Source organism: Lactobacillus juensis (genome assembly GCF_036246285.1).
GTDB classification, from domain to species: domain Bacteria; phylum Bacillota; class Bacilli; order Lactobacillales; family Lactobacillaceae; genus Lactobacillus; species Lactobacillus juensis.
Genome location: NZ_BTTS01000001.1, coordinates 202963 through 226005 on the forward strand (window position 1 = coordinate 202963; position 23043 = coordinate 226005).

Sequence of the window (23043 nt, forward strand, 5' to 3'; positions counted from 1 at the left end):
ATTTTAAAGAGATGAATGTTTTTTGTAAAAAAGTTAGCACTCAACTTGACATTCTGCTAAAAGCTAGTATCATATTAATTGTTAGCACCTAATAGGATTGAGTGCTAAAAGTGAGGGCGATATTTATGTTGACCGAACGTCAAGAATTAATTTTAAAAACTATTATCAATGATTTTACGCAGACACATGATCCTGTTGGCTCTAAGACAGTCATGAATCAGTTGCCTATCAAAGTTTCAAGCGCAACTATTCGTAATGAAATGGCGATTTTAGAAGATAAAGGTTTGATTGAAAAAACTCATTTGTCAAGTGGTCGTGTACCTTCAACTGAAGGGTACCGTTACTATCTTGACAATTTAGTTGAGCCTTTACAAATTTCATCTTCTGTTTACAAGAAAATCATTAATCAGCTTGATCAGCCGTTTCATCAAGTAAATGACATCGTACAAGAAGCGGTTAAAATTTTGTCTGACTTAACAAATTACACTGCATTTGCGGAAGGACCTGAAAATAGTGATTTAACTATTACAGGTTTTCGGATTGTGCCTTTATTTAGCAGACAAATTATGGCTATTCTAGGTACTAGTGATGGTGATGTTCATGACCAGGTTTATAGCTTACCAAACAATATTCATGGTGATGACATTGAGCGTGCCGTACGTATGATTAACGATGAACTGGTTGGAAAAACCTTAGATCAAGTTACACCAGGTTTTCTCAAGAAGACCTTAGGAAAAAAACTAAAAGCTGCTCATGTTTCTGAATTAATAGATTTAGTTGAAGATGTGATTAGTGATGCTGCCAGCGAGCAAATGTATGTCGATGGTCAGATTAATTTACTCAATAATATTTCTTTAAGCGATGTTTCTAATTTGCGTTCATTATATGAAATGATTGAGCATAATGATTTGATATCCAGTCTTTTGGATCGCGAGCAAAATTCTAAAAGTGACCGTTATCCTGTTCGGGTTAGCTTAGGATCTGAATTGTCCAATGATCTGTTAAAGGATTATAGTCTGCTTACGGCAGAGTACAGTGTTGGTACCCATGGGAAAGGTATAATTGCTCTACTTGGCCCTGATAATATGCCGTATTCTCAAGTTATAGGATTACTTGAATATTTTAGAAACGAGCTATCTAAAAAGCTGCTTGATTATTATGGTAGATTCAAATAAAGGAGGTTAGCCGTGAGTAAAGAAGAAAATAATAGTAAAAACTCAAAAAAAGAGCAAAAGGAAGCGGCTGCATCAAAAGAAACTAAAAAGGATTCTCAAGCTAAGGCTAACGAAAAAAAGAAACCTGAATCTTTAGAAAGTAAATTACAGCATAATTTGACTCAGTTGCAAAAAGAAAAAGACGATTTGGAAGATAAGTACTTGCGCAGTCAAGCAGAAATGCAAAATATGCAAAATCGTTATAATAATGAAAGAGCGCAGCTTATTAAATATGAATCACAATCCTTAGCCAAAGATGTTTTACCAGCGATGGATAATTTAGAAAGAGCTTTGGCAACAAAGGTTGATGATGAAGCTTCAAAGCAGCTTAAAAAGGGAGTGCAAATGACACTTGATTCTCTGGTTAAAGCCATGAAAGATCACGGAATTAGTGAAATCACTGCTGAAGGTGTGAAGTTTGATCCCAATTTGCACCAAGCTGTTCAGACAGTTGAAGCTGAAAATGAGGATCAAAAAGATCATGTTGTGCGTGTTTTGCAAAAAGGATACTTATACAAAGATCGTACTTTAAGACCAGCAATGGTTGTTGTAGCACAATAATTGAAAGGAAGCATATCAATGTCAAAAGTTATCGGAATTGACCTCGGAACTACCAACTCAGCGGTTGCTGTTCTTGAGGGTAAGGAACCAAAAATTATTACTAACCCTGAAGGAAATCGGACAACTCCTTCAGTAGTAGCTTTCAAGGATGGAGAAATTCAAGTCGGTGAAGTTGCTAAGAGACAAGCTATTACTAACCCAAATACTATTTCTTCAATTAAGCGTCACATGGGTGAAGCTGATTATAAGGTCAAGATTGGTGATAAAGCATACACACCGCAAGAAATTTCTGCTATGATTTTGCAATATATCAAGAAATTCTCTGAAGATTATCTTGGTGAGAAGGTTACCGAAGCAGTTATTACCGTTCCGGCATACTTTAATGATGCTCAACGTCAAGCTACTAAGGATGCCGGTAAAATTGCGGGCTTAGACGTTAAGAGAATAATTAACGAACCTACTGCATCTTCACTTGCGTATGGTCTTGACAAAGATGCTGAAGACGAAAAAGTTTTAGTTTACGACCTTGGTGGTGGTACTTTTGATGTTTCCGTTTTGCAATTAGGTGACGGAGTCTTCCAAGTACTTTCAACTAATGGTGATACTCACCTTGGTGGTGATGACTTCGATAACAAGATTATTGATTGGTTGATTAAGAACTTTAAAGATGAAAATGGTGTTGACCTTTCTAAAGATAAAATGGCTTTGCAAAGGTTAAAGGATGCTGCTGAAAAGGCTAAGAAAGATCTTTCTGGTGTGTCTTCAACTCACATTTCATTACCATTTATCTCGGCTGGTGAATCTGGTCCATTACATTTGGAAGCTGATTTAACTAGAGCAAAATTTGACGAATTGACTGCTGATTTAGTTGAAAAGACTAAAATTCCATTTGATAATGCTTTGAAAGATGCTGAATTAACAGTTAATGATATTGACAAGGTTATTTTAAACGGTGGTTCAACTCGTATTCCTGCTGTTCAAGATGCAGTTAAGAAGTGGGCAGGAAAAGAGCCTGATCACTCAATTAATCCAGACGAAGCTGTTGCGTTAGGTGCCGCAATTCAAGGTGGTGTCATTTCTGGTGACGTTAAGGACGTTGTTTTACTCGATGTTACTCCACTTTCGCTAGGTATTGAAACCATGGGTGGCGTATTCACCAAGTTAATTGAAAAGAATACGACAATTCCAACTTCGAAGAGTCAAATCTTTTCTACTGCTGCCGACAATCAACCTGCTGTTGATGTCCACGTCTTGCAGGGTGAACGCCCAATGGCTGCCGATGATAAGACATTAGGTCGCTTCGAATTAACTGATATTCCTGCAGCTCCTCGTGGTGTGCCACAAATTCAAGTCACTTTTGATATTGACAAAAACGGCATCGTTAATGTTTCTGCTAAGGATATGGGAACTGGTAAAGAACAAAAGATTACCATTAAGAGTTCATCCGGTTTATCCGATGAAGAAATTAAGAAGATGCAAAAAGAAGCTGAAGAACATGCTGAAGAGGATAAGAAGAAGAAAGAAGAAGTTGACCTTCGTAATGAAGTCGATCAATTAATCTTCTCAACAGAAAAGACTTTGAAGGATGTCAAAGGCAAGGTATCAGATGATGATACTAAGAAAGTTCAAGATGCACTCGATGCTCTGAAGAAAGCTCAAAAGGACAACAACTTGGATGAGATGAAGACCAAGAAGGATGAATTGTCTAAAGTTGCCCAAGACTTAGCAGTCAAATTGTACCAAGCTAATGGCGGGGCTCAAGGTGCACAAGGACAAGCTGGACCTCAGGCAGGACCACAAAATCCTGGTTCCCAAGATGGTAATTCAGGCAGTGGTTCCGCAGGTGAAGGCGAGTTTCATAAGGTAGACCCAGATAAGTAAAGGGTTTATAATTGAATAAATTAGAAAAGAACTGCCAAATAGTAGTTCTTTTCTTTTGTAAAGTTAAGGAGCTTATAGATGGCACAAGAAGATTACTATAGCGTTCTTGGTGTTGATCGCAATGCCAGTGATAAGGAAATTACCTCTGCTTATCGTAAACTTGCCAAAAAATACCACCCTGATTTAAACCATGAACCCGGTGCTGAGGAAAAGTATAAGAAGGTTAATGAAGCTTACGAAGTTTTGCATGACAAGCAAAAGAAAGCACAATATGACCAGTTTGGATCCGCCGGAGTTAATGGTCAGGGTGGCTTTGGCGGTGCAGGTCAAGGATATAGTGATTTTGGCGGCTTTGGTGATTTTGGTGATATTTTCAATGACTTCTTTGGTGGAGATACTGGTGGTAGTCAGCGTCGCGCCAACCCAACTGCGCCAACTCGTGGTGAAGACTTAGACTATACTTTGTCCATTGATTTTATGGATGCTATTACTGGTAAAAAGACTCAAGTTTCATACACACGTAGTGAAACCTGTCCTACATGTAAAGGTAATGGTGCTGAAAAAGGAACGCACCCGCTAACCTGTGATAAATGTAATGGTACTGGTTATATGACTATCACCCAAAAATCTTTGTTGGGAGTTATTCGTCGTCAGACAGTTTGCGACAAATGTCATGGTAAGGGAGTAATCATCGAGCATCCTTGCCAGACATGTCATGGTAAAGGCGTAATTGATAATAAAAATACCATTGAAGTTAATATTCCCGCCGGAATTGATAATGGTCAACAATTACGTTATGAAGGCCAGGGAGAAGCAGGTAAAAATGGTGGCCCTTATGGTGACCTTTATATCAGTTATCGCATCAAACCATCAAAAGATTTCGAGCGTAAAGGAACTACTATTTATACTACTGTTCCAATATCGTTTGCGCAGGCAACTTTAGGCGATGAAATTAATGTTAAAACTGTGCATGGAGAAAAGAAGTTGAAAATTCCTGCTGGTACACAACCTAACAAGAAATTTACCATACACGGTGAAGGTGTTCCGTATTTGCGTGGCAACGGTAATGGCGATCAAATTACCACTGTTCAAGTACAGATTCCAAAATCAATTAATGAAAAACAGAAACAGGCCCTGGTTGATTTCGTTAAAGCCGGTGGTGGTTCAATAACACCACAAGAAAAGGGATTCTTTGAGAGATTAAAGGAAAAGTTGCAATAAAAATATGCTATTATTACTTTAATGATGGTTCTCAAAGTGGAGAATTATGATGTTGAGTTGCCCAAAAGGTTATAAATACTGGTGTCAAAATGATACTGGTTTGTCAATAAAATCCAGTGCTCCTTGCTGGGCAAAAAAATTCAAAGATTATATGAGACTTTTTAAAGAAAATGGCAAGCCAAATAAAAATGGCATCGCAAGATATTATTAGTATTATTTGAAAGTTTAACTAAAGGACTAATTCTTCAAAATTGGAGGGATTAGTCCTTTAAGTTTGATAAGTAATTTCTTTACCCTAATTAATTTTATAGGTGCTTACGAATTTGTTATAATAATAAAGATAGAGTAAAGGGTGCAAATTATATATGGACATAAAAAAATTACAAGATTATCAGAAGCGTATTCGCAATTTTTCTATTGTAGCTCATATTGATCATGGTAAGTCGACGATTGCCGATCGAATTTTAGAGTTGACTGATACGGTATCTGAACGCCAATTAAAAAATCAGATGTTAGACGATATGCCGCTGGAACGCCAACGCGGCATCACCATCAAGATGAACTCAGTAGAAATTAAATATCATGCTCAAGATGGCGAAGACTACATTTTTCATCTAATTGATACACCAGGACACGTAGATTTTTCTTATGAGGTTTCCCGTTCCTTAGCGGCTTGTGAAGGTGCACTGTTAGTTGTAGATGCTTCACAGGGTGTACAAGCACAAACTTTGGCCAATACCTATTTAGCAATTGATGATGACTTGGAAATTTTGCCTGTTATAAATAAAATTGATCTGCCTTCAGCTAATCCTGAGCAGGCTAAAGAGGAAATCACAGAAATGCTGGGGTTAGATGCTTCCGACGCTGTCGAAGTTTCCGGCAAAACCGGGCAGGGAATTAAGGAGTTGCTTGAACGGATAGTTAAAGATATACCAGCTCCTAATGGGGATCTCCAAGCACCGTTAAAAGCGTTGATTTTTGATTCAAAATATGATGACTACCGCGGTGTTGTTTTATCTGTGCGGATTGAAGAAGGTACGGTTAAACCCGGCGATAAAATAAAAATCATGAATACTGGTAAGGAATATGAAGTTACTGAAGTTGGGGTTTCCAGTCCACACCCGGTTAAAAAAGATATTCTAATTGCTGGGGATGTTGGTTATTTAACTGCTAACATTAAGTCTGTTCGTGAAACTCGTGTTGGTGATACTATTACTTCGGCTGAGCACCCAACTGCTGAAGCACTTTCCGGTTATCGTCAGATACCACCGATGGTTTATTCAGGTATGTATCCCGTTGATAATTCTAAATACGATGATCTTAAAGAAGCTTTGCAAAAACTGCAGCTAAATGATGCTGCTCTAGAGTTTGAACCCGAAACTTCGACCGCTCTTGGGTTTGGATTTCGTTGCGGTTTTTTAGGTTTGCTTCATATGGATGTGGTCCAAGAAAGACTAGAACAGGAATTTGACCTAGACTTAATTATGACCGCTCCTTCTGTTGATTATCATGCCATTATGAATGACGGTACGACCAAAGTAATTGATAATCCTTCTGATTTACCGTCTGCAGGTGAATATAAGGAAGTGCAGGAACCTTTTGTTAAAGCAGAAGTGATGGTCCCGAATGATTTTGTCGGTCCGGTGATGGAACTATGCCAGCGTAAACGTGGTGAGTTTGTGACTATGGACTATTTAGACAAATATCGGGTTAACGTGATTTACAATATGCCGCTAGCTGAAATTATTTATGATTTTTTTGATGATTTAAAATCTTCCACTAAAGGTTATGCCTCACTTGATTATGAAATAACGGGTTATCGGGCAACTGATTTAGTTAAAATTGATATCCTGTTGAATAAACAAGTGGTTGATGCTCTCAGTTTCATTGCTCACCGTGATGAAGCTCAAAATAGAGCAAGACAAATGACATCAATGCTCAAGAAATTAATTCCCCGGCAGAACTTTGAAGTTGATATTCAAGGGGCAATTGGAGCAAAAATTATTTCTCGTGCCACTGTTAAGCCTTACCGCAAGGATGTTACTTGGAAAATTCATACGGGAGATCCTGATAGAAGGGCAAAACTGCTTGAAAAGCAAAAGCGGGGTAAAAAACGGATGAAAGCAGTAGGTCATGTTGAAATTCCTCAAGATGCTTTTATGGCTGTTTTAAAAATGAATGATGATGGCTTAAATTCAAAATAGAAAATAAATATAAAAAGGCTGAATTAAACATATGATTGAATGGCGTGAGCGTAAAGGTGAAGAATTAGCTCCGGAATTGATTGAAAAGTATCAGCTTAGCCCTATTACGGCTAAGCTGCTTTCTTTGCGCGGAATAAATACTGCAGCAAAAATTGAATTTTGGTTTAATGCCACTGAAGATGATTTAGCAGATCCCTATTTAATGCACGATATGAAAAAAGCTGTTGACAGGATTAACCAGGCAATTGATGCGGGCGAAAAAATTACCATTTATGGTGATTACGATGCTGATGGCATTACAGCCACTACTATTATGGTGGAAACACTGGGCATTTTAGGTGCCGATGTTCATTTTTTCATTCCCGATCGTTTTAAAGATGGCTATGGACCAAATCTTGAGTCTTACAAGAAAATTGTAGCAGATGGGACTAAGCTGATTATTACTGTAGATAATGGTATTACTGGAGTTGACGAGGTTGCTTTTGCCAAAAGTAAAGGTGTAGATACAATAATTACAGATCACCATAAATTTCAAGAGCAAGTTCCTGAAAGCTATGCGTTAGTGCATTGCAACTACCCTGGCCAAAAATATCCGTTTGATGATTATTGTGGTGCTGGAGTGGCCTATACTATTTGCCGAGCTTTAATGCAGGATTCAATGCCAGAATTATTGGAACTGGCAATGATTGGCACAATTGGAGATATGGTCAAGGTTTCCGGAGAAGGTCATATTATCGTTAAACGCGGTTTAAAAATGCTTAATGAGACTGAGCGGCCGGGCTTAAGGGCTCTTATAAAAAATGCCGGTTTACAAATGGGGCACATTGATGAAACAGATGTTGGCTTTAATATTGCACCAAGATTAAATGCTGTGGGCAGACTTGCCAATGCAAGTTTAGCCGTTGACTTACTATTATGTGAGACTGACGAGGAAGCTGAAAAAATAGCGGATAAGATTGAAGGATTAAACGATGAACGTAAAAATTTAACTGCTGAAGTTTATCAATCTTGTATTAATCAAATTAAAAATAATGGTTGGCAAAGAGATAAAACTTTAGTTTTATATAATCCCAAGTTCAATGAAGGGGTTTTGGGCTTGGTTGCAAATAAATTAGTTGAGAAAACTCATAAGCCAACCATAGTCCTGACAAAGAATGAAGAGGGAATTATCAAAGGTTCGGGGAGGTCTGTAGATGGTTTTAATCTTTTTAACGCCTTAGAGCCTTTAAAGGATAAACTTTTTCTGAAATTTGGTGGTCACGATTTTGCGTGTGGCTTGTCTATGACCGAAAGCAAAATTTCCTCTTTACGCAAATCATTTGAAGATAGTTTTACGGGTACTTTTAATCAAAATATTCGTTATTATGATTGTGAACTACCTGTTTCTCATCTTGATTTGCAAATTATAGCTGATATCAAACAGGTTGGTCCTTTTGGAACTGATAATGTCAAACCCATTTTTAGCATTACTCATCCGAAAATTAACAGCTGTTTTTACATGGGTAAAGATAAAAATCATATCAAATTAAGCATTAGTAAAGACCATAATAAAGTTGATGTTGTGGGATTTAACAAGAAGTTTCTTACAAAAATTCTTTTGCCATATATAGATCAGCTATTCATAGAGCTACAAGAAAATTGCTTTCGTAATCAGATAAAATTACAAGGCATTATAAAGGGGATCATTTTTGCTGCACCAAAATTAGCAGTTCCTGTGCCAGTGGTTGATCTGCGCAATGAAAAATATGTGATGGGTTTTGCAGACAGGTATTTGTTATTTGATAAAAGAAATAAAAACTCTGCTTCTAGTCTATTTGATATTGATCCTGCAAAAATTACATTGGTAAATGATTATGACAATGAAGGGGAAGTAGCAGTTTTTCTTGATGTACCTCACAATCAAAAAGAATTGGATTTTGCGTTGAACAATAGTTACGAACAACTTTATTTACACTTTCTGATGGATCAACTGCCAGTCCAACATTTGCCGCAAAAATCAGATTTTGAAATTTTGTTAAAATATATATACTCTCACCCCGGACTTACACTGCAGGACTATCGCAAAGTAGGTAATTTTATCAAAATAAGTTACGATAGCATTCTCTTTATTTTGCGAGTATTCTTTGAACTGCATTTTATTCAATTAGAAGAAAACAAAATATTTGGTGTCACTAATCCTGTTAAAAATAAATTATCAAATTCAAAATATTATCAAGCTGCTAAGTCTCAAATATTTTTTGTAAATGAATTGCGACAAATGCCAAGTCAAAAATTACTAATGTACGTGAATGGGCAATTAAAGCAACATTAATTTTTCTTGCTTTTAATGCTTTTAAGCCCAAAATTTGTTAGAATATAAAGGTCGAATAAGCTTTAGCAAGAAAGTTAAGTTTTGGAGGTTTTTCTTCTTATGGCAAACGATTTTGAGAAACATATTGCAAGTGTAAAGGATTTTCCGAACAAAGGAATAATCTTTCGCGATATTACACCTGTGCTACAAGATGGCAAATTGTTTCAGGCAGCTACGCACAAGTTAGCTGAATACGTTAAAAGTAAAAATGCCGATATAATTGTCGGCCCCGAAGCTCGTGGGTTTATAGTAGGTTGTCCTGTGGCAACAGAATTAGGTATTGGTTTTGTGCCAGCTAGAAAGCCACATAAATTGCCAAGGGAGGTCGAGCGTGCTTCATATGACCTAGAATATGGTTCGAATAGTTTGGAAATTCATAAGGATGCCATTAAACCCGGTCAGCGTGTTGTAGTTTGTGATGATTTACTTGCTACAGCAGGAACTTTAAGGGCGTGCAAGCAATTAATTGAAAATCTAGGTGGAAAATTAGTAGGTTCTTGTTTTTATATTGAACTACCAGATCTAAAGGGAAAAGAGAAATTACCAGGACTTGATGTCTATTCTTTAGTTAAATATCATGGTGCCTAATTTTTATTGATTAGATTTTTAAGCATCAAATTTTAAAAAAATAATAAATGTGCATGAAGTGCTCTTTAATAGTTAGATTTTTGTAATCTGCTGTTAAGAGCATTTTTTCATGATTAAATATGTTTCAGCGAATAAAAACAGCAAATGCTGTAAAGTAAAAAATCTTAAAATTCCATCTAAATAAAAGCGCTTTCCGAAATATGAAAAAACTTTGATTTTTGAGTCCAAATTTTTTACAAGCTCAGGTCAGGTATATATAATGATACAGTATTTTAAAAAAAGGAGAATAGAATAATTTGCAATTAAGAAAAGCAACAATGGCCGATTTTGACCAAATTATCGCTATTTTAAAAGATGGAGCAAATCAGTTGGCCGAGCATGGTGTCAATCAATGGCAAGGAGACTATCCTTCTAAAGGTCAAATTAAAGAAGATATTGAAAATGGCTGGGCTTTTTTAGCTGTTTCCGAGGATAAAGAAACTGTTGGTGCAATTGCCATAGTAGATGGCCCTGACCATGTATATGATCATTTGGACGGCAAGTGGCTGTGTAATACAGACAAATATGTTGTTATTCATCGTGTAGCGATTCATTCTCAGCATTCTGGTAAAGGTTATGCTACCAAGCTTCTACAGGCTGTTATTAATGATATAAAAACTAACCGTGACGATATTGATTCAATTCGAATTGATACTCATGAAGATAATAAAGCAATGCAGCATTTGATTGCAAAAATGGGTTTTACAAAAGTTGGCCTTTTACATGGTGTTTATCGTCCAAATGAAACGTCATATGTGTATGAATTAAAAAAATAAAGTTAAAAGATAATTGTTATTTAAATATAAAAAAATATTGATTTAAAAGTAAAAAAGTTGTACAAAATTGTTTACTTTGGTTATTTTATGTATTAATATAAACATAACGAATGTAATTTAAAGCATTTGTTATAAACGTACAACCAGTGAAAGGGGGGATTCAAGGGTCAATTAGCAAAATAACTATCTATCTTTGTTATTGGCTCGCCTCTAATCAAAAAATTAACTTTCCTGATTAATTTAACTATTTTTTCCTATTCTAAATTATTATACCAAATAGCATATACAAAACCTTTTTACCGGTGTGATGGAAAAGTCAGGAACTCATCGGTAAACCTTAAAAAACCTGATTACGGAAATTTTCCGCAATCAGGTTTTTCTTTATTTAAATTTAAAATTAACGATTCTTCATTATTGGTTGATAGAATAAATCAATAACAATTGCGGCTATCAAGGCAATGGCAAAGGTAAGTAATATATTTGTCCAGCTTATTTTTGTCATAGCTATACCAAATAATGCCAAGATGACAGTTAGAAGGACGTCTCCTAATTGCGTCAAACCAACTGCTTTAGAAGGATAATCCTGCCAAAAGTATTTCTTAGTTCTTGTAATTAAGACGATAAACATTGCACTCAAAACCAGGTAAACATAAACCATCGTTGATACAGTACCATGACTATAGCCGTGCATATTAAGATAGGCAATAGCAGCAATCCCAATAGCAGTCCAACCGAAAGCTAATGAAAAAGCAATTTTAGCTAATTTAGCCATATTCCAGTTCTCTGGTTTATAGGTGATGTGCGTTCTATCTGTACCAATCATCATTGTTACCATATTATTCATAATTGTGTAAATGACCATAGCGTTTAAGGCCATTGGAATATAGTTAAAGAAAAGGTAGCCAAATGTTAAGAGCATTGTTAATTGTGCAGTTCTGGCTAACTTTGTTAAGGACCAGGTAGTCATTCTTTGGTACACTCTGTGTCCAGCGTCAAGTATTTTTACTATTGAAGATAAACCGTCATTTAAAAGTACCATTTTACCAGATCGTTTGGCTACATCAGCTGCATTAGAGACCGCTATACCAACTTCAGCTTGCTTTAGAGCAGGAGAATCATTCACGCCATCTCCTGTCATACCTACTATATAACCTTTCTTCTGGAAGAATTTAACCATGCGCAATTTATCTTCTGGTAAAACGTCTGCAATACCGGCCAGTTTGCTGGTATCTGTTTGGTCAGTAAAATCACGAATAGAAATTACCTCCCCTTGCAAGTCAACCTGCTTTGCCACTGCAATAGCAGTTTTCTGATTATCTCCAGTCAGCATAATCGGCTTTACTCCCCGTTTTCTGAGCTCTTCGAGGGCAGCCTTGGAATCAGATCGTACCATATCTTGCAAAATGAAAACACCAGCCAGCTTATCATCAATTAACAAGGCTACCGAACGTCCAGCGCTGAAATCTATTTCTTTTGCCTTTTCGTTAGCATCTTGATCAATTAACGAAAGTTGTTTAAATGAACCTAGTTTAATATTATGGCCATCACAGACTGCCATAGAATAGCCGGTGCTTGAAGTAAAAGGCGTAAATTTAGAAGCTGACTTGATGCTTAATCCTTGTTTTTTAACATATTCATCAATTGCAGTATCAATAAGTTTTTTGTTTCTCTGATCCGTAGCAGCTGATGCTAATTGCAGAACATCATTATTATTCATTGAACTGAAATTGATCCACTGACCGACTGCCGTTTTATTTTCCGTAATTGTTCCTGTCTTGTCTAACAGGATCAAATTAAGGTTTGCTGCATCTTGAATACCAGTCAAATCAGAAGTTAATACACCTTCTTTACTTAAACGAGTTGCTTCAAAGGAGTTAGAAAGTGCAAATGTAGAAGGCATAGCAACTGGTATTGAAGCTATAAACATCATTGCTAAAAATGGCAGCATGTTAATCAGATTATTTAGGTCACCACCCTTAAAGAAAGAAGCAATGACAATTACTAAGGTTAAAATTCCGTCAAGAATGCATAGATAATAAATAATTTTAGTTAGCAGTTGCTGCAAGTGACCAGGAGCTGCAGAATTATTAATTAGATTAATTGTCTTACCGGAACGTGAATCTGCACCTGTGGCAGTAACGACGGCCAAACCATTTCCTTCAGTTACAGTAGTACCGGCAAAGGCTGTATCTTGTGGATTTTTTCGCACAGTTCTTGCTTCACCTGTAATTGAACTCTCGTCCGTAAAAATTTGTCCATCGATCAGCTTCACATCAGCAGCCAAGACGTCACCAGCTTGCATACTGATTAAGTCACCCGGGACTAAATATTTTGAATCAATATTTTGCCACTGCCCATCTCGTTGAACAGAAATGGTAGGAGTCAATTTGTGTGAAATATTATTTAGAACACGTCTTGACTGCTTTTTCTTAGAGGCACCATTCCAGGCGGCAAAAAGAAGCATCAAAAGCACAAATAATGATTGTATCCATTTTCCTAGCACACACTCTAAAAGTAGAGCAGCTTCAAGAATCCACGCTGATAAATTCCACAACTTGGATAGAAATTCTTTAAAAAAGTTGAATTGAGGCTCAGGCACCTCATTTAATCCTTTTTTCTGCAAAAGTTTATCTGCTTCGGCTTGAGTTAAGCCTTCAATTTTTTCAGACATAATTTTACTTCCTTAGTTATTAATACTTTATTTAAAGTAGCATAAAAAACTTACTTTTGCTAGCAAATTAAGATTATCATTTACAGGATTACTTTAATTTATTATTTAAAATAATCATAAAAAAGTGTAAAATAGGCATAGTAGTGTATTAGTACACTTGAATTTAAATATGTTTCCCAAAAGGAATTTCAAAAGAAAGTCCATTCCTAAAAGTTAGATAAAAGGAGATATCATGTTCGAAAAATTTTTGGTTCCAGTTTATGTCTTTTTTCTGATTATAACTAACCAAATTCCATTAGATCACAATTCTTGGATTGATAGAGCTAATCCTGCTATTCCAGAAGTAACTAGTTATGCTAAAGTCAAAAAAAATACGCAAAATTATCTAAACGTTCAGGCCTATAATCCTGAAACTGGTAAAAAATTACCATATAAAATTGAAAGAGTAGGTGGTTTTGATCCAAGTAGACAATATATTAAGATCGACCACAAGGGACAGTACGTGAGAAAAATTGTCTATATCTCCGAAAGTACTTACTTAAAAGCAATTAGTCAAAAAGACGACTAGCCATAAAAATGGCACAAAAAAAGCCTGCATTATTGCAGGCTTTTTGAGTTTAAAAACTAATCTTTGTCAACACTGTCTGGAAAAGTAGCTAGACGCTCGCCTTCACCAAGATCTTCTTCAATTTCGAGCAAACGGTTGTATTTTTCAACACGTTCTGAACGAGCAGGCGCACCAGTCTTAAGCTGACCACCGTTAACAGCAACGGCAAAGTCAGCGATGAATGTGTCACCAGTTTCACCGGAACGGTGAGAAATCATAGTGTTGTAACCGTTCTTACGTGAAAGACGGATAGTTTCCAAAGTTTCAGTAACAGTACCGATTTGGTTTAACTTGATTAATGAAGCGTTACCGGCACCTTCCTTGATAGCTTTAGTCAAAAGCTTAGGATTAGTACAAATGAAGTCATCCAAAACAATTTGAATTCTGTCCTTGTGGCTTTGAGTAAACTTAATCATGCCGTCAACATCGTTTTCATCATATGGGTCTTCAATTGAAATTAATTCTGGGAATTCGTCAAGTAACTTGTCGTAGTATTGAGCTAATTCTTCGTCATCAAAGACTTTACCTTCAAAGTGATACTTGCCATCTTCTTTGTTGTAGAAGTATGAAGCAGCACAGTCACAGGCAATAGCAATGTCTTCGCCTGGCTTGTAACCAGCCTTAACGATAGCGTCATGTAAAGCTTGCAAAGCTTCTTCAGAGTTCTTCATGTTAGGAGCGAAACCACCTTCGTCGCCGAGGCCAGTTTCGTAACCCATGTCTTCAAGAACTTTCTTCAAAGTATGGTAAGTGTTAACGATCTTTTCAAAACCATCACGGAAAGAAGTCTTCTTAACTGGGGTAATCATGAATTCTTGAACGTCGATACCATTGTCAGCGTGCTCACCACCGTTAATAACGTTATGGAAAGTTTGTGGCATTTCAAGATCGGTGCCGCCAAGGTATCTGTATAAAGGTTGGTGGCTGTCTTTTGCTGCAGCAGCTGCAGTAGCCATTGATACGCCTAAAATAGCGTTGGCACCAAGTTCAGCCTTGTTAGGGGTGCCATCTAAGTCGATCATTACACGGTCAATGTTTGGTTGATCATGTGGATCCAAGCCTTTTAATGCCTTAGCAATTTTAGTATTGACGTTTTCAACGGCTTTGGAAACACCTTTACCGCCTACACGACTGCCGCCATCACGTAATTCAACTGCTTCGTTTTCACCAGTTGAAGCACCTGATGGAACTTCAGCTTTACCAACAACACCGTTTGATAAGGTTACAAAAGCCTCAACAGTTGGGTTACCACGTGAATCATAGATTTCCAGTGCATGAACATTTTCAATGACTGATTTTAACATCTAAAAACCTCCTAAATAATAAATGCTGTACTAATTTTTATAAGTACATACATTAGTGGAGCAACTGCTCCATATCTACATCACAAATTTTAGCCTAAGTTTGTGATTATGTAAACATTTGTAACCGATTTCTAATGTTAAAAAATATTAAAAAATTTTTTATCGCTTTTTTTTGGTATTTGATTTATTATTTAGCTATATATTTTTTTAGATATATAGTTTATTTATATAAGGATACACAAATATGGATAAAGTAAAGTTAATAATAGACTCTGGCTCAAATGACAGAGCAAATGAAAATCTGACTGTAGTGCCATTAACAATGACAATTGCAGGAAAAGATTTTGTTGATGACGAAAATCTTGATATCGATGAGTTCATCAGCAGTATGGAGAAAAATACGGAGGAAGGAAAAACTTCCTGTCCCAGCATTAATGAATGGCTAGAAGCTTTAAAAGGAACTAAATTTGCAATAATGATAACAATTACTAGTGGCCTTAGTGGCAGTTTTTCATCTGCTTTTCAAGCTAAACAAATATATGAAAAAGATCACCCTGATAGCCATGTAATTGTGATTGATTCAAGGACTGCTGGCCCAGAAATTTCAGTTATTTTACAAAAAATTCGTAAATTGGCTAATAGCAAAATTCGTTTTGTAGATTTGGAACAAAAAATATCCGATTATAAGACACACACACATTTGTTATTCGTATTAAAATCACTGCATAATTTAGCACTCAATGGGCGAGTTAATATGGCTGTGGCTAAAGTCGCTAAAGTTTTAAATATTGATGTGGTTGGTACTGCTAGTGAGGAGGGTAAGCTAGAGCCTTTGGCAAAAGTACGAGGAATAAAGCGTGCTTTTAAAGAAGTCCTGAAATTAATGAGTGAAATGAAATACAAAGGTGGTAATTTAATTATTGATCATTGTAAAAATGAAAAAGATGCTGAAAGTTTAAAAGCAAAAATTTTAGCACTTTATCCAGAAGCAGAGATCAAAATTCGCTCAATGAGGGGACTTTGCACGTTTTATGCCGAAGAAGGCAGTTTGATGGTTGGTTTTGACGATTTGTAATTTATTTGCAAATAAAAAATTCCTTTTTTACACTTGTTCTCTATATAACAGAATATAAAAAAAGGTGATTTAGCCCTAACTTAATAAAGTTAGGACTATTTTTTATTTATTAATGTAAGCGCTTTATTATAAAAGATTGTGAAGTTAAATTCATCTTCAAAAGCGCTTAACATAGTGCTATAATGAAATTAGATAGCGCTTACATCACAAACTCATATAGTGTTGTCTAATAAGTTTTATCAAGTTCTATGTTAGAAAGTGAGAGAAATCAATCTGGTTTTTGCTAAATTGATTTCGTCGGAGGAATAAAAATGGATATACTTAAAACAGTCCTTGCGATCATCCCTATCGTTTGGCTGATACTTTCCTTGGGTGTTTTTCGCATTCGAGGAGATTTGTCGTGCTTAATCGGCTTTGCTTTATCAATAATTCTCAGTATTGTCGGTTTCCACTTTTCGTTTTCAAACAGTATTACCGCTGGAATTGACGGCATAATTATGGCTTTATGGCCAATAATTTATGTTATTATTTCCGCTCTGTTTATCTACAATATCAGTAGAAAATCAGGAGGAATGGATACAATAATGTCTATGTTAACTTCAATTACTAAGGATATGAGATTCTTAGTATTAATCTTAGCATGGGGATTAGGCGGATTCTTGGAAGCCATTGCCGGTTTCGGTACTGCGGTAGCGATTCCTGCAAGTATCTTAATTATGTTGGGCATGAGTCCTATTAAAGCAGCTGTGGTTTGTTTGGTAGCAAACACTGCTCCTACTGCTTTTGGTGCCGTTGGTTTGCCTGTAACAACTCTGGCTAAAGTAACAGGTTTGGGAGTTACTGAATTAGGTTATTTAATTGCTATACAATTATTTGTTTTAATGATGATAGTTCCATTCGTTTTGGTCATGATGACTGAAGGTAAGGGACTTAAGTCATTTAAAGGAAAAGGTGTTTTGGTTTGCACCCTGGTAGCTGGTTTAACATTTGCAGTTCCAGAAATTTTCATTACTAAATATTTAGGTCCTGAACTACCATCAATTGTAGGTTCAATAGTTTGTCTGCTATGTTTAGTAGTTATTATTAAGAAATACAGCAGCAAAGATGAAACTGAATCTGCTGGTACTGAAAAAGACGATAAGGCTCCTATTTCCACTGCTGATAAAATTAAGGCTTGGGTACCATTTATTTTGGTATTTTGCTTTATCATTTTCACTTCATCAATGTTCCCAGCAATTCATAATGCACTTGCAAGCGTTAAAACCAGTTTCCACTTCTATAATGGTGCAAATGCCAAGCCAGTTGACATTGACTGGTTGTCATCACCGGGTACTTTGATTTTACTGTCAAGTATCATTGGTGGTGCTATCCAAGGTTTGTCATTTAAGGAAATGTTTTCCGTTTTGACAAGTACGATCAAGCAATTAGTTAAAACAATTATCACAGTTTGTTCTATTGTGGGCCTGTCCAAAGTAATGGGTTACAGCGGAATGATTGATGTCATTGCAGTTAGCCTCGTAACTTTAACTGGTGCCTTTTACCCAGTAATTTCACCAATCATTGGTGTTCTAGGTATCTTTATCACTGGTAGTGATACTTCAGCTAATGTTCTCTTTGGTGAATTGCAAGTACAAGCTGCCCACGCACTGAAAGTAAGTCCATACTGGCTAGCAGCTGCTAACATGGTTGGTGCTACCGCTGGTAAGATGCTTTCACCACAGAACATCGCAATTGCTACAGGAGCTACTGGTCTTGAGGGTAAAGAAGGAGTTATTCTTAAGAAAGCTTTGCCGCATTGTGCATGGTACACTGCATTATTGTGTGTGATCGTGTTTGTGTTAGGAAAGATGCTTAGTTTCCTATAATTTAATTGTATAAAATAACTGTTGATAAGCAAAAAACAACCTCAAACCAAAAGTTTGGGGTTGTTTTGTTCTTAAATAACCATTAAAAGTAATTGTTGAGAAATACTAAAACAAAAGACGGCTAGAGAAGTGGCCCCGATAATATCTGATGGAAAGTGAGCCTTAAGACTGATACGAGAAATTACAACCATCAGCCAAATTGCCAGCAAAATCCATAAAAGTCTATTTCCTAATCGTCCTGCAAAAAGTCGCCAAATGATTAAAGCCATAACAGTGCTACCTAAGACATGACCACTTGGAAAACTATAGCCTTCTTCTAAATCTGAATGTAGGATTGGCCGTTTTCTGCGCATCCATTTTTTTAAAAAGATACCAATCAGATCAGTAAAGCCTAAAGTAAATAATGCCCAAAAAGCTAGTAAACTTTCATTATTACTGATTAAAAAACTTGCCAGAAATACATCCAAAACAACTAAAAGTTTGGGATCGTTTATAAATGCAATAATCTGCCAGCCGATTCCATCGCGTCTTCTGATTAATTTATGATGAAGCCAGTGATCAAATAAATTGAAACGTCGTGAATTTCTGACATTAAAGATAAGTAGTATTAGTATTAGAGCAGACAATGTTTCTACCCAAAAGTTAATATTCAAATCGAATCCCTACCTATAATTTGTATTCGATTATATTTTAACAGTAACGAGACAAAGCGTAGAAATTAAAATCTACTCTTGAGCAAAACTTAAGATTTGTAATTTAAAGGAAATTCAGAATTTGAACTTTACTAAAATTAGTTTTAGCAAGGTAATTACTTTTAAAAAAGCTTGACTTTAATTAAAACCAACTTAAAATTATCATTATCAAGTTAGGGCGTAATTTAGGAGGAAAAAATGAATAATAATCATACTTCTAAGCAAGAGACTGTGGGTGAAGCTATACGTGATATTGCTCACCATGAACATAACTTTGCTTTAGCTGATAATTCTACTAACCATCTTGGTGATCTCGTTATTTATGGCACCCTTTATCTTTTTACACTTTTATTTTCTGATATTTGGTTTGACTGGCTGTTTGTATTGTTGGCTATTGTTGCAATCATTAGCGTAATCCGTTATCAAAACTTCTTGCGACACAAGGTTAATTCCCAAAAAATGACTTCGTTTTTCGTAAATACTAGTTTGATTTCAACTGGTGTGAGGTGTTTTGTAATAGGAAACGCACCATTATTAGCTCTTAGTATGCATACTCAGGGAAAATTTAACTTCTCCATTTCTTTGCTGGTTGGCTTAATTACTGCTTTGATTGGAACAACTTGTCAATATCATTACCTGACTAATCATCAAGTCATTGACAGGCAAAAGGAATCACCAAGCGAGACCTGCAAAAAAGCTTTTGATTTTAGTATTAAAAGTTGCAAAAAGGGTTATGTCAACCAAGGCTTTTTCTTTGATATTGCGTGTGGTTTTGCCCTTTTGGCAAATCATTTTTCTTATGAAGAATTAATCTTAGTTAAATTTGAAGCTTGGCAATTTGTTTTAATTACTATTTTGATAGTAATGGGTACAGTTCTATTTCAAAGGTTTTTACACAATAAAGTTGTTACAAATAATATAAGTAAAGGCTTTAAGTGGGGTACTTTATTAATGACGGCTGCGCGCGGCTATCTGATAAGTATTGCACCATGGGTTGCAGTGTGTCTGTTCACGGGCAATTCAATCAATTGGTTAGCGGCAAACCTGTTAGGTATATTTGTTGCACTTATTGGAACTGGATTGCAATACAAATATTTACATAAAGTCAGAGTCTTTTAAATGCAGAGCTAAGTATGAATATATTTGACCATGAGGACACTGATACAAAGATAAGCCAGTAAAAGTAATTTCTTTTACTAGCTTTTTATATGACATAAAAAAACTCCATAAAGCTTGTTTAAAGCTTGTTTTTGTGCAATGCCTTAAATACTTAGCTTGAACAAAAAGCAAATTAGACAATAGAATAAAATTATTTTCATCAGAGAAAATTATGAAAAAAGAAAAAACAAGGTTTAAAGCTCTAAATGATATTGGGCATTAAATTGCTACATGTGTTAAACCTAATTTTACTTTGAAAATAGGTAATATCTTGCGGTTATCTGCGTTAATGTGCACGGATTTTAATTTAATTTGTTTGGAGGCAAAAATCCACATAAAAATGCAAGACTAATAATTTTTTAACTTGTCTCAATTACTACAATTGTAGGTATTTTTATCTGCCCGAACCACTAAAAAATAATACTGCTTTTAAAGTCACCACGGTAATAGAATGGACGAGCATTATTATGACTATATTGAAAAATTGTTTCTAATATAGTTTTTTGCGTATAATAAATATGATTTTGTTAAAAGGGATGTAGTAAAAATGAAGTGGTTAAAGAAATTAAATAAGCCCATCTGGATGCTTCATGAATTACTTGCTATTTTTATAGCAGTTTTATTATCATTTTTAATTCTGTATAACAAGTTTACTTGCTATCTTACTTCTCAATTTATAATTGCTTTTGGTATAAATACCTGTATTTGCTTTTTAAAATTTAGAAAAAATAAGAGATTAAATCAAACTTTTTTACTCACCATATTTTTTATTTTAAGTTTAACTCTTTGTAGTCTTTTTTATGGGATTATATTTAGTTTACTTTTCTATTATTTTTTTGCAAATTATATAGAAAATATATTTGGCTATCAATTTTTGTTTAGAATATATTTTACTATAAACATCATATTTTCAGGGATTTCTGGTTACGTTTTTTTAATATTAGTAAATTTTATTACAAACATTGGATTATTTACTGGTAAAAAAGATCCTCAAAAAATGATTAATATACTAACCGTGGTTTTTGCAATTATTAGTCCGATAACTGCAAAAATTCTCACATCAAATATGCTTTATGATTTATTAAATAAAAATTTTGCTAAAATACCTGATAATTATGTCTATGACAATATAAATGTCATAGTTTGTATAATTTCAACTTTATCAATACTATATTTTCTTTTGGTTTTGTATTGTATTCTTTTATTAAAGATAGTTAAAAAAAGTTCCATTGATAAAGGTAAAATTTTTGTGGTTTTTATAAGAAGCCTTATAGTTACAATAGTTACACTTATAGGACTTTATACTATTATTCAACCAGATGCTACTCTAAATTCTTATACTTTTGTTATCAAAGATAAATTAATAGGAAATAAATCTACTAATAAAATTACAGTGATTCCTAAAGGAAGTAAAAACAGAAAATCCGTACCAACAAAATACGATGAGGAAAAATTGTCATTTACTGCTGCAGCCGCAAGTGTTTACCCAATTCTTGATACATGGCAATGTGTAAATGATGAAATTAAATTAGAACTAAAGAAGAAAAAACGAAAAAAGAAAAAAAAACGAAAAAAGAAAAAAAAACGAAAAAAGAAGCTCGATAGTAAAAATTTAAAAAAATAAAAATTTTTATTTATTATACGTTAAGATTAAATCAATACTAATTTTCCCTTAATAAATTTAACTACATTACTCATGGTAGGACTAACCACATCATTTAATGATTTTTCACAAAAGAGGGTGAAAGAATGGATACTTATTTAACCAAAAAATCTGCAATTAAAGAAGCAATTCCAACAATATTCGGCTATATTGGCATTAGTACGGCTTTTGGAATTATTGGCAAAGCCAGTGGCTTTTCTACTTTGGAAGTTTGCTTGATGTCTATTCTGATTTATGCCGGATCCGTTCAATTAACCACTCTGAATATGCTGGTTGCGGGCAGCCCGATTGCTTCAATTGTTTTAGCCGCTTTCCTGGTCAATTCTCGAGTAATTCTTATGAGCACGACTGTAGCAGGTTACTTAAAACAAGAAAATTTAAAAAGTAATATTTTGATAGGAACTTTTCTCACTGATGAAAGTTTTGCTCTCGGTATGAATAAAATTAATTATACAAATGACAAGTTAAATTTTAACTGGTTTAACACAGTAAATATTGTTTCTTACATAACCTGGCAAGTTGGAACACTTTTGGGAGCAGTATTGGGCAGTTTTATTACTGATCCTAAAAAATTAGGGCTTGACTTTGCTATTGTAGCAATGTTTATCGGTTTGCTTTATTTGCAGGTAATTGGGGACAAAAAACTAAATAAAGTACTCCAAATAATTGTGATATTGATTTCTTTTGCGCTGACATATTTACTGACTATTATTTTACCTGCCAACTTAGTGGTAATAGTTGTAACCTTAATTGGTTGTAGTTTAGGAATGGTAATAAAGCATGTCTTCTTCTGAATACATTTTAACGACAATCATTTTCTGTGGAATCACCACTTTGTTATCTAGAGTGATACCTTTTGTCTTGTTGAAAAAATTCACCTTGCCGCCAAAATTAGTTGAATTTTTGTCTTTTGTGCCTATAGTAATAATGGCTGCTCTTTGGTTTAGTAACTTATTAATAGCAAAACCAGGTCATTTGCCTCAACTTAACATGCAGTATGCTTTGGCTTCACTGCCAACATTTATTTCCGCAATTATTAGTAAGTCACTCTTAATCATTGTGATAGTTGGTATGATTTCACTAGCAGTTCTGCGTTTAATTTAAAAAACGAATGGTACTGTGTAAATTAAATACTAAAGTCGATCACCATGTGAACATTTTTTATATTTTATAA

Annotated in this window: 18 protein-coding genes; 15 read left to right on the top strand and 3 right to left on the bottom strand. The window is 35.0% G+C overall.

All coding sequences use genetic code 11. From position 1 onward, the window contains the following. The first annotated feature begins 125 nt into the window (after positions 1–125). The 8 genes from hrcA to AAA926_RS01040 all read left to right on the top strand — a co-directional run bounded on the left by hrcA (position 126) and on the right by AAA926_RS01040 (position 10834). On the top strand, positions 126–1175 hold the full coding sequence (gene hrcA / locus AAA926_RS01005; RefSeq protein WP_198179070.1) for a heat-inducible transcriptional repressor HrcA: 1050 nt from the start codon (positions 126–128) through the stop codon (positions 1173–1175). Between the two features lie 12 nt (positions 1176–1187). After that, positions 1188–1775 (top strand): nucleotide exchange factor GrpE, encoded by a 588-nt coding sequence (grpE, locus tag AAA926_RS01010; protein WP_265892530.1) that lies wholly within the window; start codon positions 1188–1190, stop codon positions 1773–1775. Between the two features lie 18 nt (positions 1776–1793). Next, a complete protein-coding gene (dnaK, locus tag AAA926_RS01015; RefSeq protein ID WP_265892531.1) occupies positions 1794–3656 on the top strand; it encodes a molecular chaperone DnaK in 1863 nt (620 codons plus the stop codon). Between the two features lie 78 nt (positions 3657–3734). Then, positions 3735–4877 (top strand): molecular chaperone DnaJ, encoded by a 1143-nt coding sequence (gene dnaJ / locus AAA926_RS01020; RefSeq protein ID WP_265892532.1) that lies wholly within the window; start codon positions 3735–3737, stop codon positions 4875–4877. Between the two features lie 365 nt (positions 4878–5242). After that, positions 5243–7081 (top strand): translation elongation factor 4, encoded by a 1839-nt coding sequence (lepA, locus tag AAA926_RS01025; protein WP_265892534.1) that lies wholly within the window; start codon positions 5243–5245, stop codon positions 7079–7081. A gap of 34 nt (positions 7082–7115) precedes the next feature. Then, positions 7116–9392: a single-stranded-DNA-specific exonuclease RecJ gene (gene recJ, locus AAA926_RS01030; protein WP_265892934.1), complete on the top strand. Its 2277-nt coding sequence runs from the start codon at positions 7116–7118 to the stop codon at positions 9390–9392. A gap of 99 nt (positions 9393–9491) precedes the next feature. After that, positions 9492–10019: an adenine phosphoribosyltransferase gene (locus tag AAA926_RS01035; protein WP_198179081.1), complete on the top strand. Its 528-nt coding sequence runs from the start codon at positions 9492–9494 to the stop codon at positions 10017–10019. 296 nt (positions 10020–10315) lie between these two features. Further along, a complete protein-coding gene (locus AAA926_RS01040; protein WP_198179083.1) occupies positions 10316–10834 on the top strand; it encodes a GNAT family N-acetyltransferase in 519 nt (172 codons plus the stop codon). 397 nt (positions 10835–11231) lie between these two features. Here AAA926_RS01040 and AAA926_RS01045 read toward each other — a convergent pair whose 3' ends face one another. Then, entirely contained in the window at positions 11232–13505 is a 2274-nt protein-coding gene (locus AAA926_RS01045; protein WP_265892535.1) for an HAD-IC family P-type ATPase, read from the bottom strand. 232 nt (positions 13506–13737) lie between these two features. Between AAA926_RS01045 and AAA926_RS01050 the strand changes: the two genes are divergently transcribed. Further along, positions 13738–14073 (top strand): YxeA family protein, encoded by a 336-nt coding sequence (locus tag AAA926_RS01050; protein ID WP_198179087.1) that lies wholly within the window; start codon positions 13738–13740, stop codon positions 14071–14073. A gap of 56 nt (positions 14074–14129) precedes the next feature. Here AAA926_RS01050 and eno read toward each other — a convergent pair whose 3' ends face one another. Further along, positions 14130–15416, bottom strand: coding sequence for a phosphopyruvate hydratase (gene eno / locus AAA926_RS01055; RefSeq protein WP_198179089.1), 1287 nt, complete (start codon positions 15414–15416; stop codon positions 14130–14132). A gap of 244 nt (positions 15417–15660) precedes the next feature. On the opposite strand from eno, the gene AAA926_RS01060 reads away from it, so the two are divergent. Both AAA926_RS01060 and AAA926_RS01065 read left to right on the top strand, forming a co-directional pair. Next, complete coding sequence (locus tag AAA926_RS01060; protein WP_198179090.1) at positions 15661–16491, top strand: DegV family protein; 831 nt, start codon at positions 15661–15663, stop codon at positions 16489–16491. A 311-nt stretch (positions 16492–16802) separates the two neighbouring features. Next, entirely contained in the window at positions 16803–18356 is a 1554-nt protein-coding gene (locus AAA926_RS01065) for an L-lactate permease (protein ID WP_232347667.1), read from the top strand. A gap of 71 nt (positions 18357–18427) precedes the next feature. Here AAA926_RS01065 and AAA926_RS01070 read toward each other — a convergent pair whose 3' ends face one another. Next, positions 18428–19003 (bottom strand): phosphatase PAP2 family protein, encoded by a 576-nt coding sequence (locus tag AAA926_RS01070; RefSeq protein ID WP_370466780.1) that lies wholly within the window; start codon positions 19001–19003, stop codon positions 18428–18430. A gap of 243 nt (positions 19004–19246) precedes the next feature. On the opposite strand from AAA926_RS01070, the gene AAA926_RS01075 reads away from it, so the two are divergent. The 4 genes from AAA926_RS01075 to AAA926_RS01090 all read left to right on the top strand — a co-directional run bounded on the left by AAA926_RS01075 (position 19247) and on the right by AAA926_RS01090 (position 22973). Next, a complete protein-coding gene (locus AAA926_RS01075; RefSeq protein ID WP_198179092.1) occupies positions 19247–20167 on the top strand; it encodes a hypothetical protein in 921 nt (306 codons plus the stop codon). A gap of 586 nt (positions 20168–20753) precedes the next feature. Beyond that, positions 20754–21830 (top strand): hypothetical protein, encoded by a 1077-nt coding sequence (locus AAA926_RS01080; RefSeq protein ID WP_338211693.1) that lies wholly within the window; start codon positions 20754–20756, stop codon positions 21828–21830. A 125-nt stretch (positions 21831–21955) separates the two neighbouring features. Further along, on the top strand, positions 21956–22663 hold the full coding sequence (locus tag AAA926_RS01085) for an AzlC family ABC transporter permease (RefSeq protein ID WP_198179094.1): 708 nt from the start codon (positions 21956–21958) through the stop codon (positions 22661–22663). Continuing rightward, positions 22650–22973, top strand: coding sequence for an AzlD domain-containing protein (locus AAA926_RS01090; protein ID WP_034979597.1), 324 nt, complete (start codon positions 22650–22652; stop codon positions 22971–22973). Before AAA926_RS01085 ends, AAA926_RS01090 begins: the two co-directional genes overlap by 14 nt. Positions 22974–23043 lie beyond the last annotated feature (70 nt).

Bases quoted from the DNA above. Each gene is read 5' to 3' on its own strand.
- hrcA (WP_198179070.1), top strand. From the start codon at position 126: ATGTTGACCGAACGTCAAGAATTAATTTTAAAAACTATTATCAATGAT.
- dnaK (WP_265892531.1), top strand. From the start codon at position 1,794: ATGTCAAAAGTTATCGGAATTGACCTCGGAACTACCAACTCAGCGGTT.
- dnaJ (WP_265892532.1), top strand. From the start codon at position 3,735: ATGGCACAAGAAGATTACTATAGCGTTCTTGGTGTTGATCGCAATGCC.
- lepA (WP_265892534.1), top strand. From the start codon at position 5,243: ATGGACATAAAAAAATTACAAGATTATCAGAAGCGTATTCGCAATTTT.
- AAA926_RS01035 (WP_198179081.1), top strand. From the start codon at position 9,492: ATGGCAAACGATTTTGAGAAACATATTGCAAGTGTAAAGGATTTTCCG.
- AAA926_RS01045 (WP_265892535.1), bottom strand. From the start codon at position 13,505: ATGTCTGAAAAAATTGAAGGCTTAACTCAAGCCGAAGCAGATAAACTT.
- AAA926_RS01050 (WP_198179087.1), top strand. From the start codon at position 13,738: ATGTTCGAAAAATTTTTGGTTCCAGTTTATGTCTTTTTTCTGATTATA.
- eno (WP_198179089.1), bottom strand. From the start codon at position 15,416: ATGTTAAAATCAGTCATTGAAAATGTTCATGCACTGGAAATCTATGAT.
- AAA926_RS01060 (WP_198179090.1), top strand. From the start codon at position 15,661: ATGGATAAAGTAAAGTTAATAATAGACTCTGGCTCAAATGACAGAGCA.
- AAA926_RS01065 (WP_232347667.1), top strand. From the start codon at position 16,803: ATGGATATACTTAAAACAGTCCTTGCGATCATCCCTATCGTTTGGCTG.
- AAA926_RS01075 (WP_198179092.1), top strand. From the start codon at position 19,247: ATGAATAATAATCATACTTCTAAGCAAGAGACTGTGGGTGAAGCTATA.
- AAA926_RS01080 (WP_338211693.1), top strand. From the start codon at position 20,754: ATGAAGTGGTTAAAGAAATTAAATAAGCCCATCTGGATGCTTCATGAA.
- AAA926_RS01085 (WP_198179094.1), top strand. From the start codon at position 21,956: ATGGATACTTATTTAACCAAAAAATCTGCAATTAAAGAAGCAATTCCA.
- AAA926_RS01090 (WP_034979597.1), top strand. From the start codon at position 22,650: ATGTCTTCTTCTGAATACATTTTAACGACAATCATTTTCTGTGGAATC.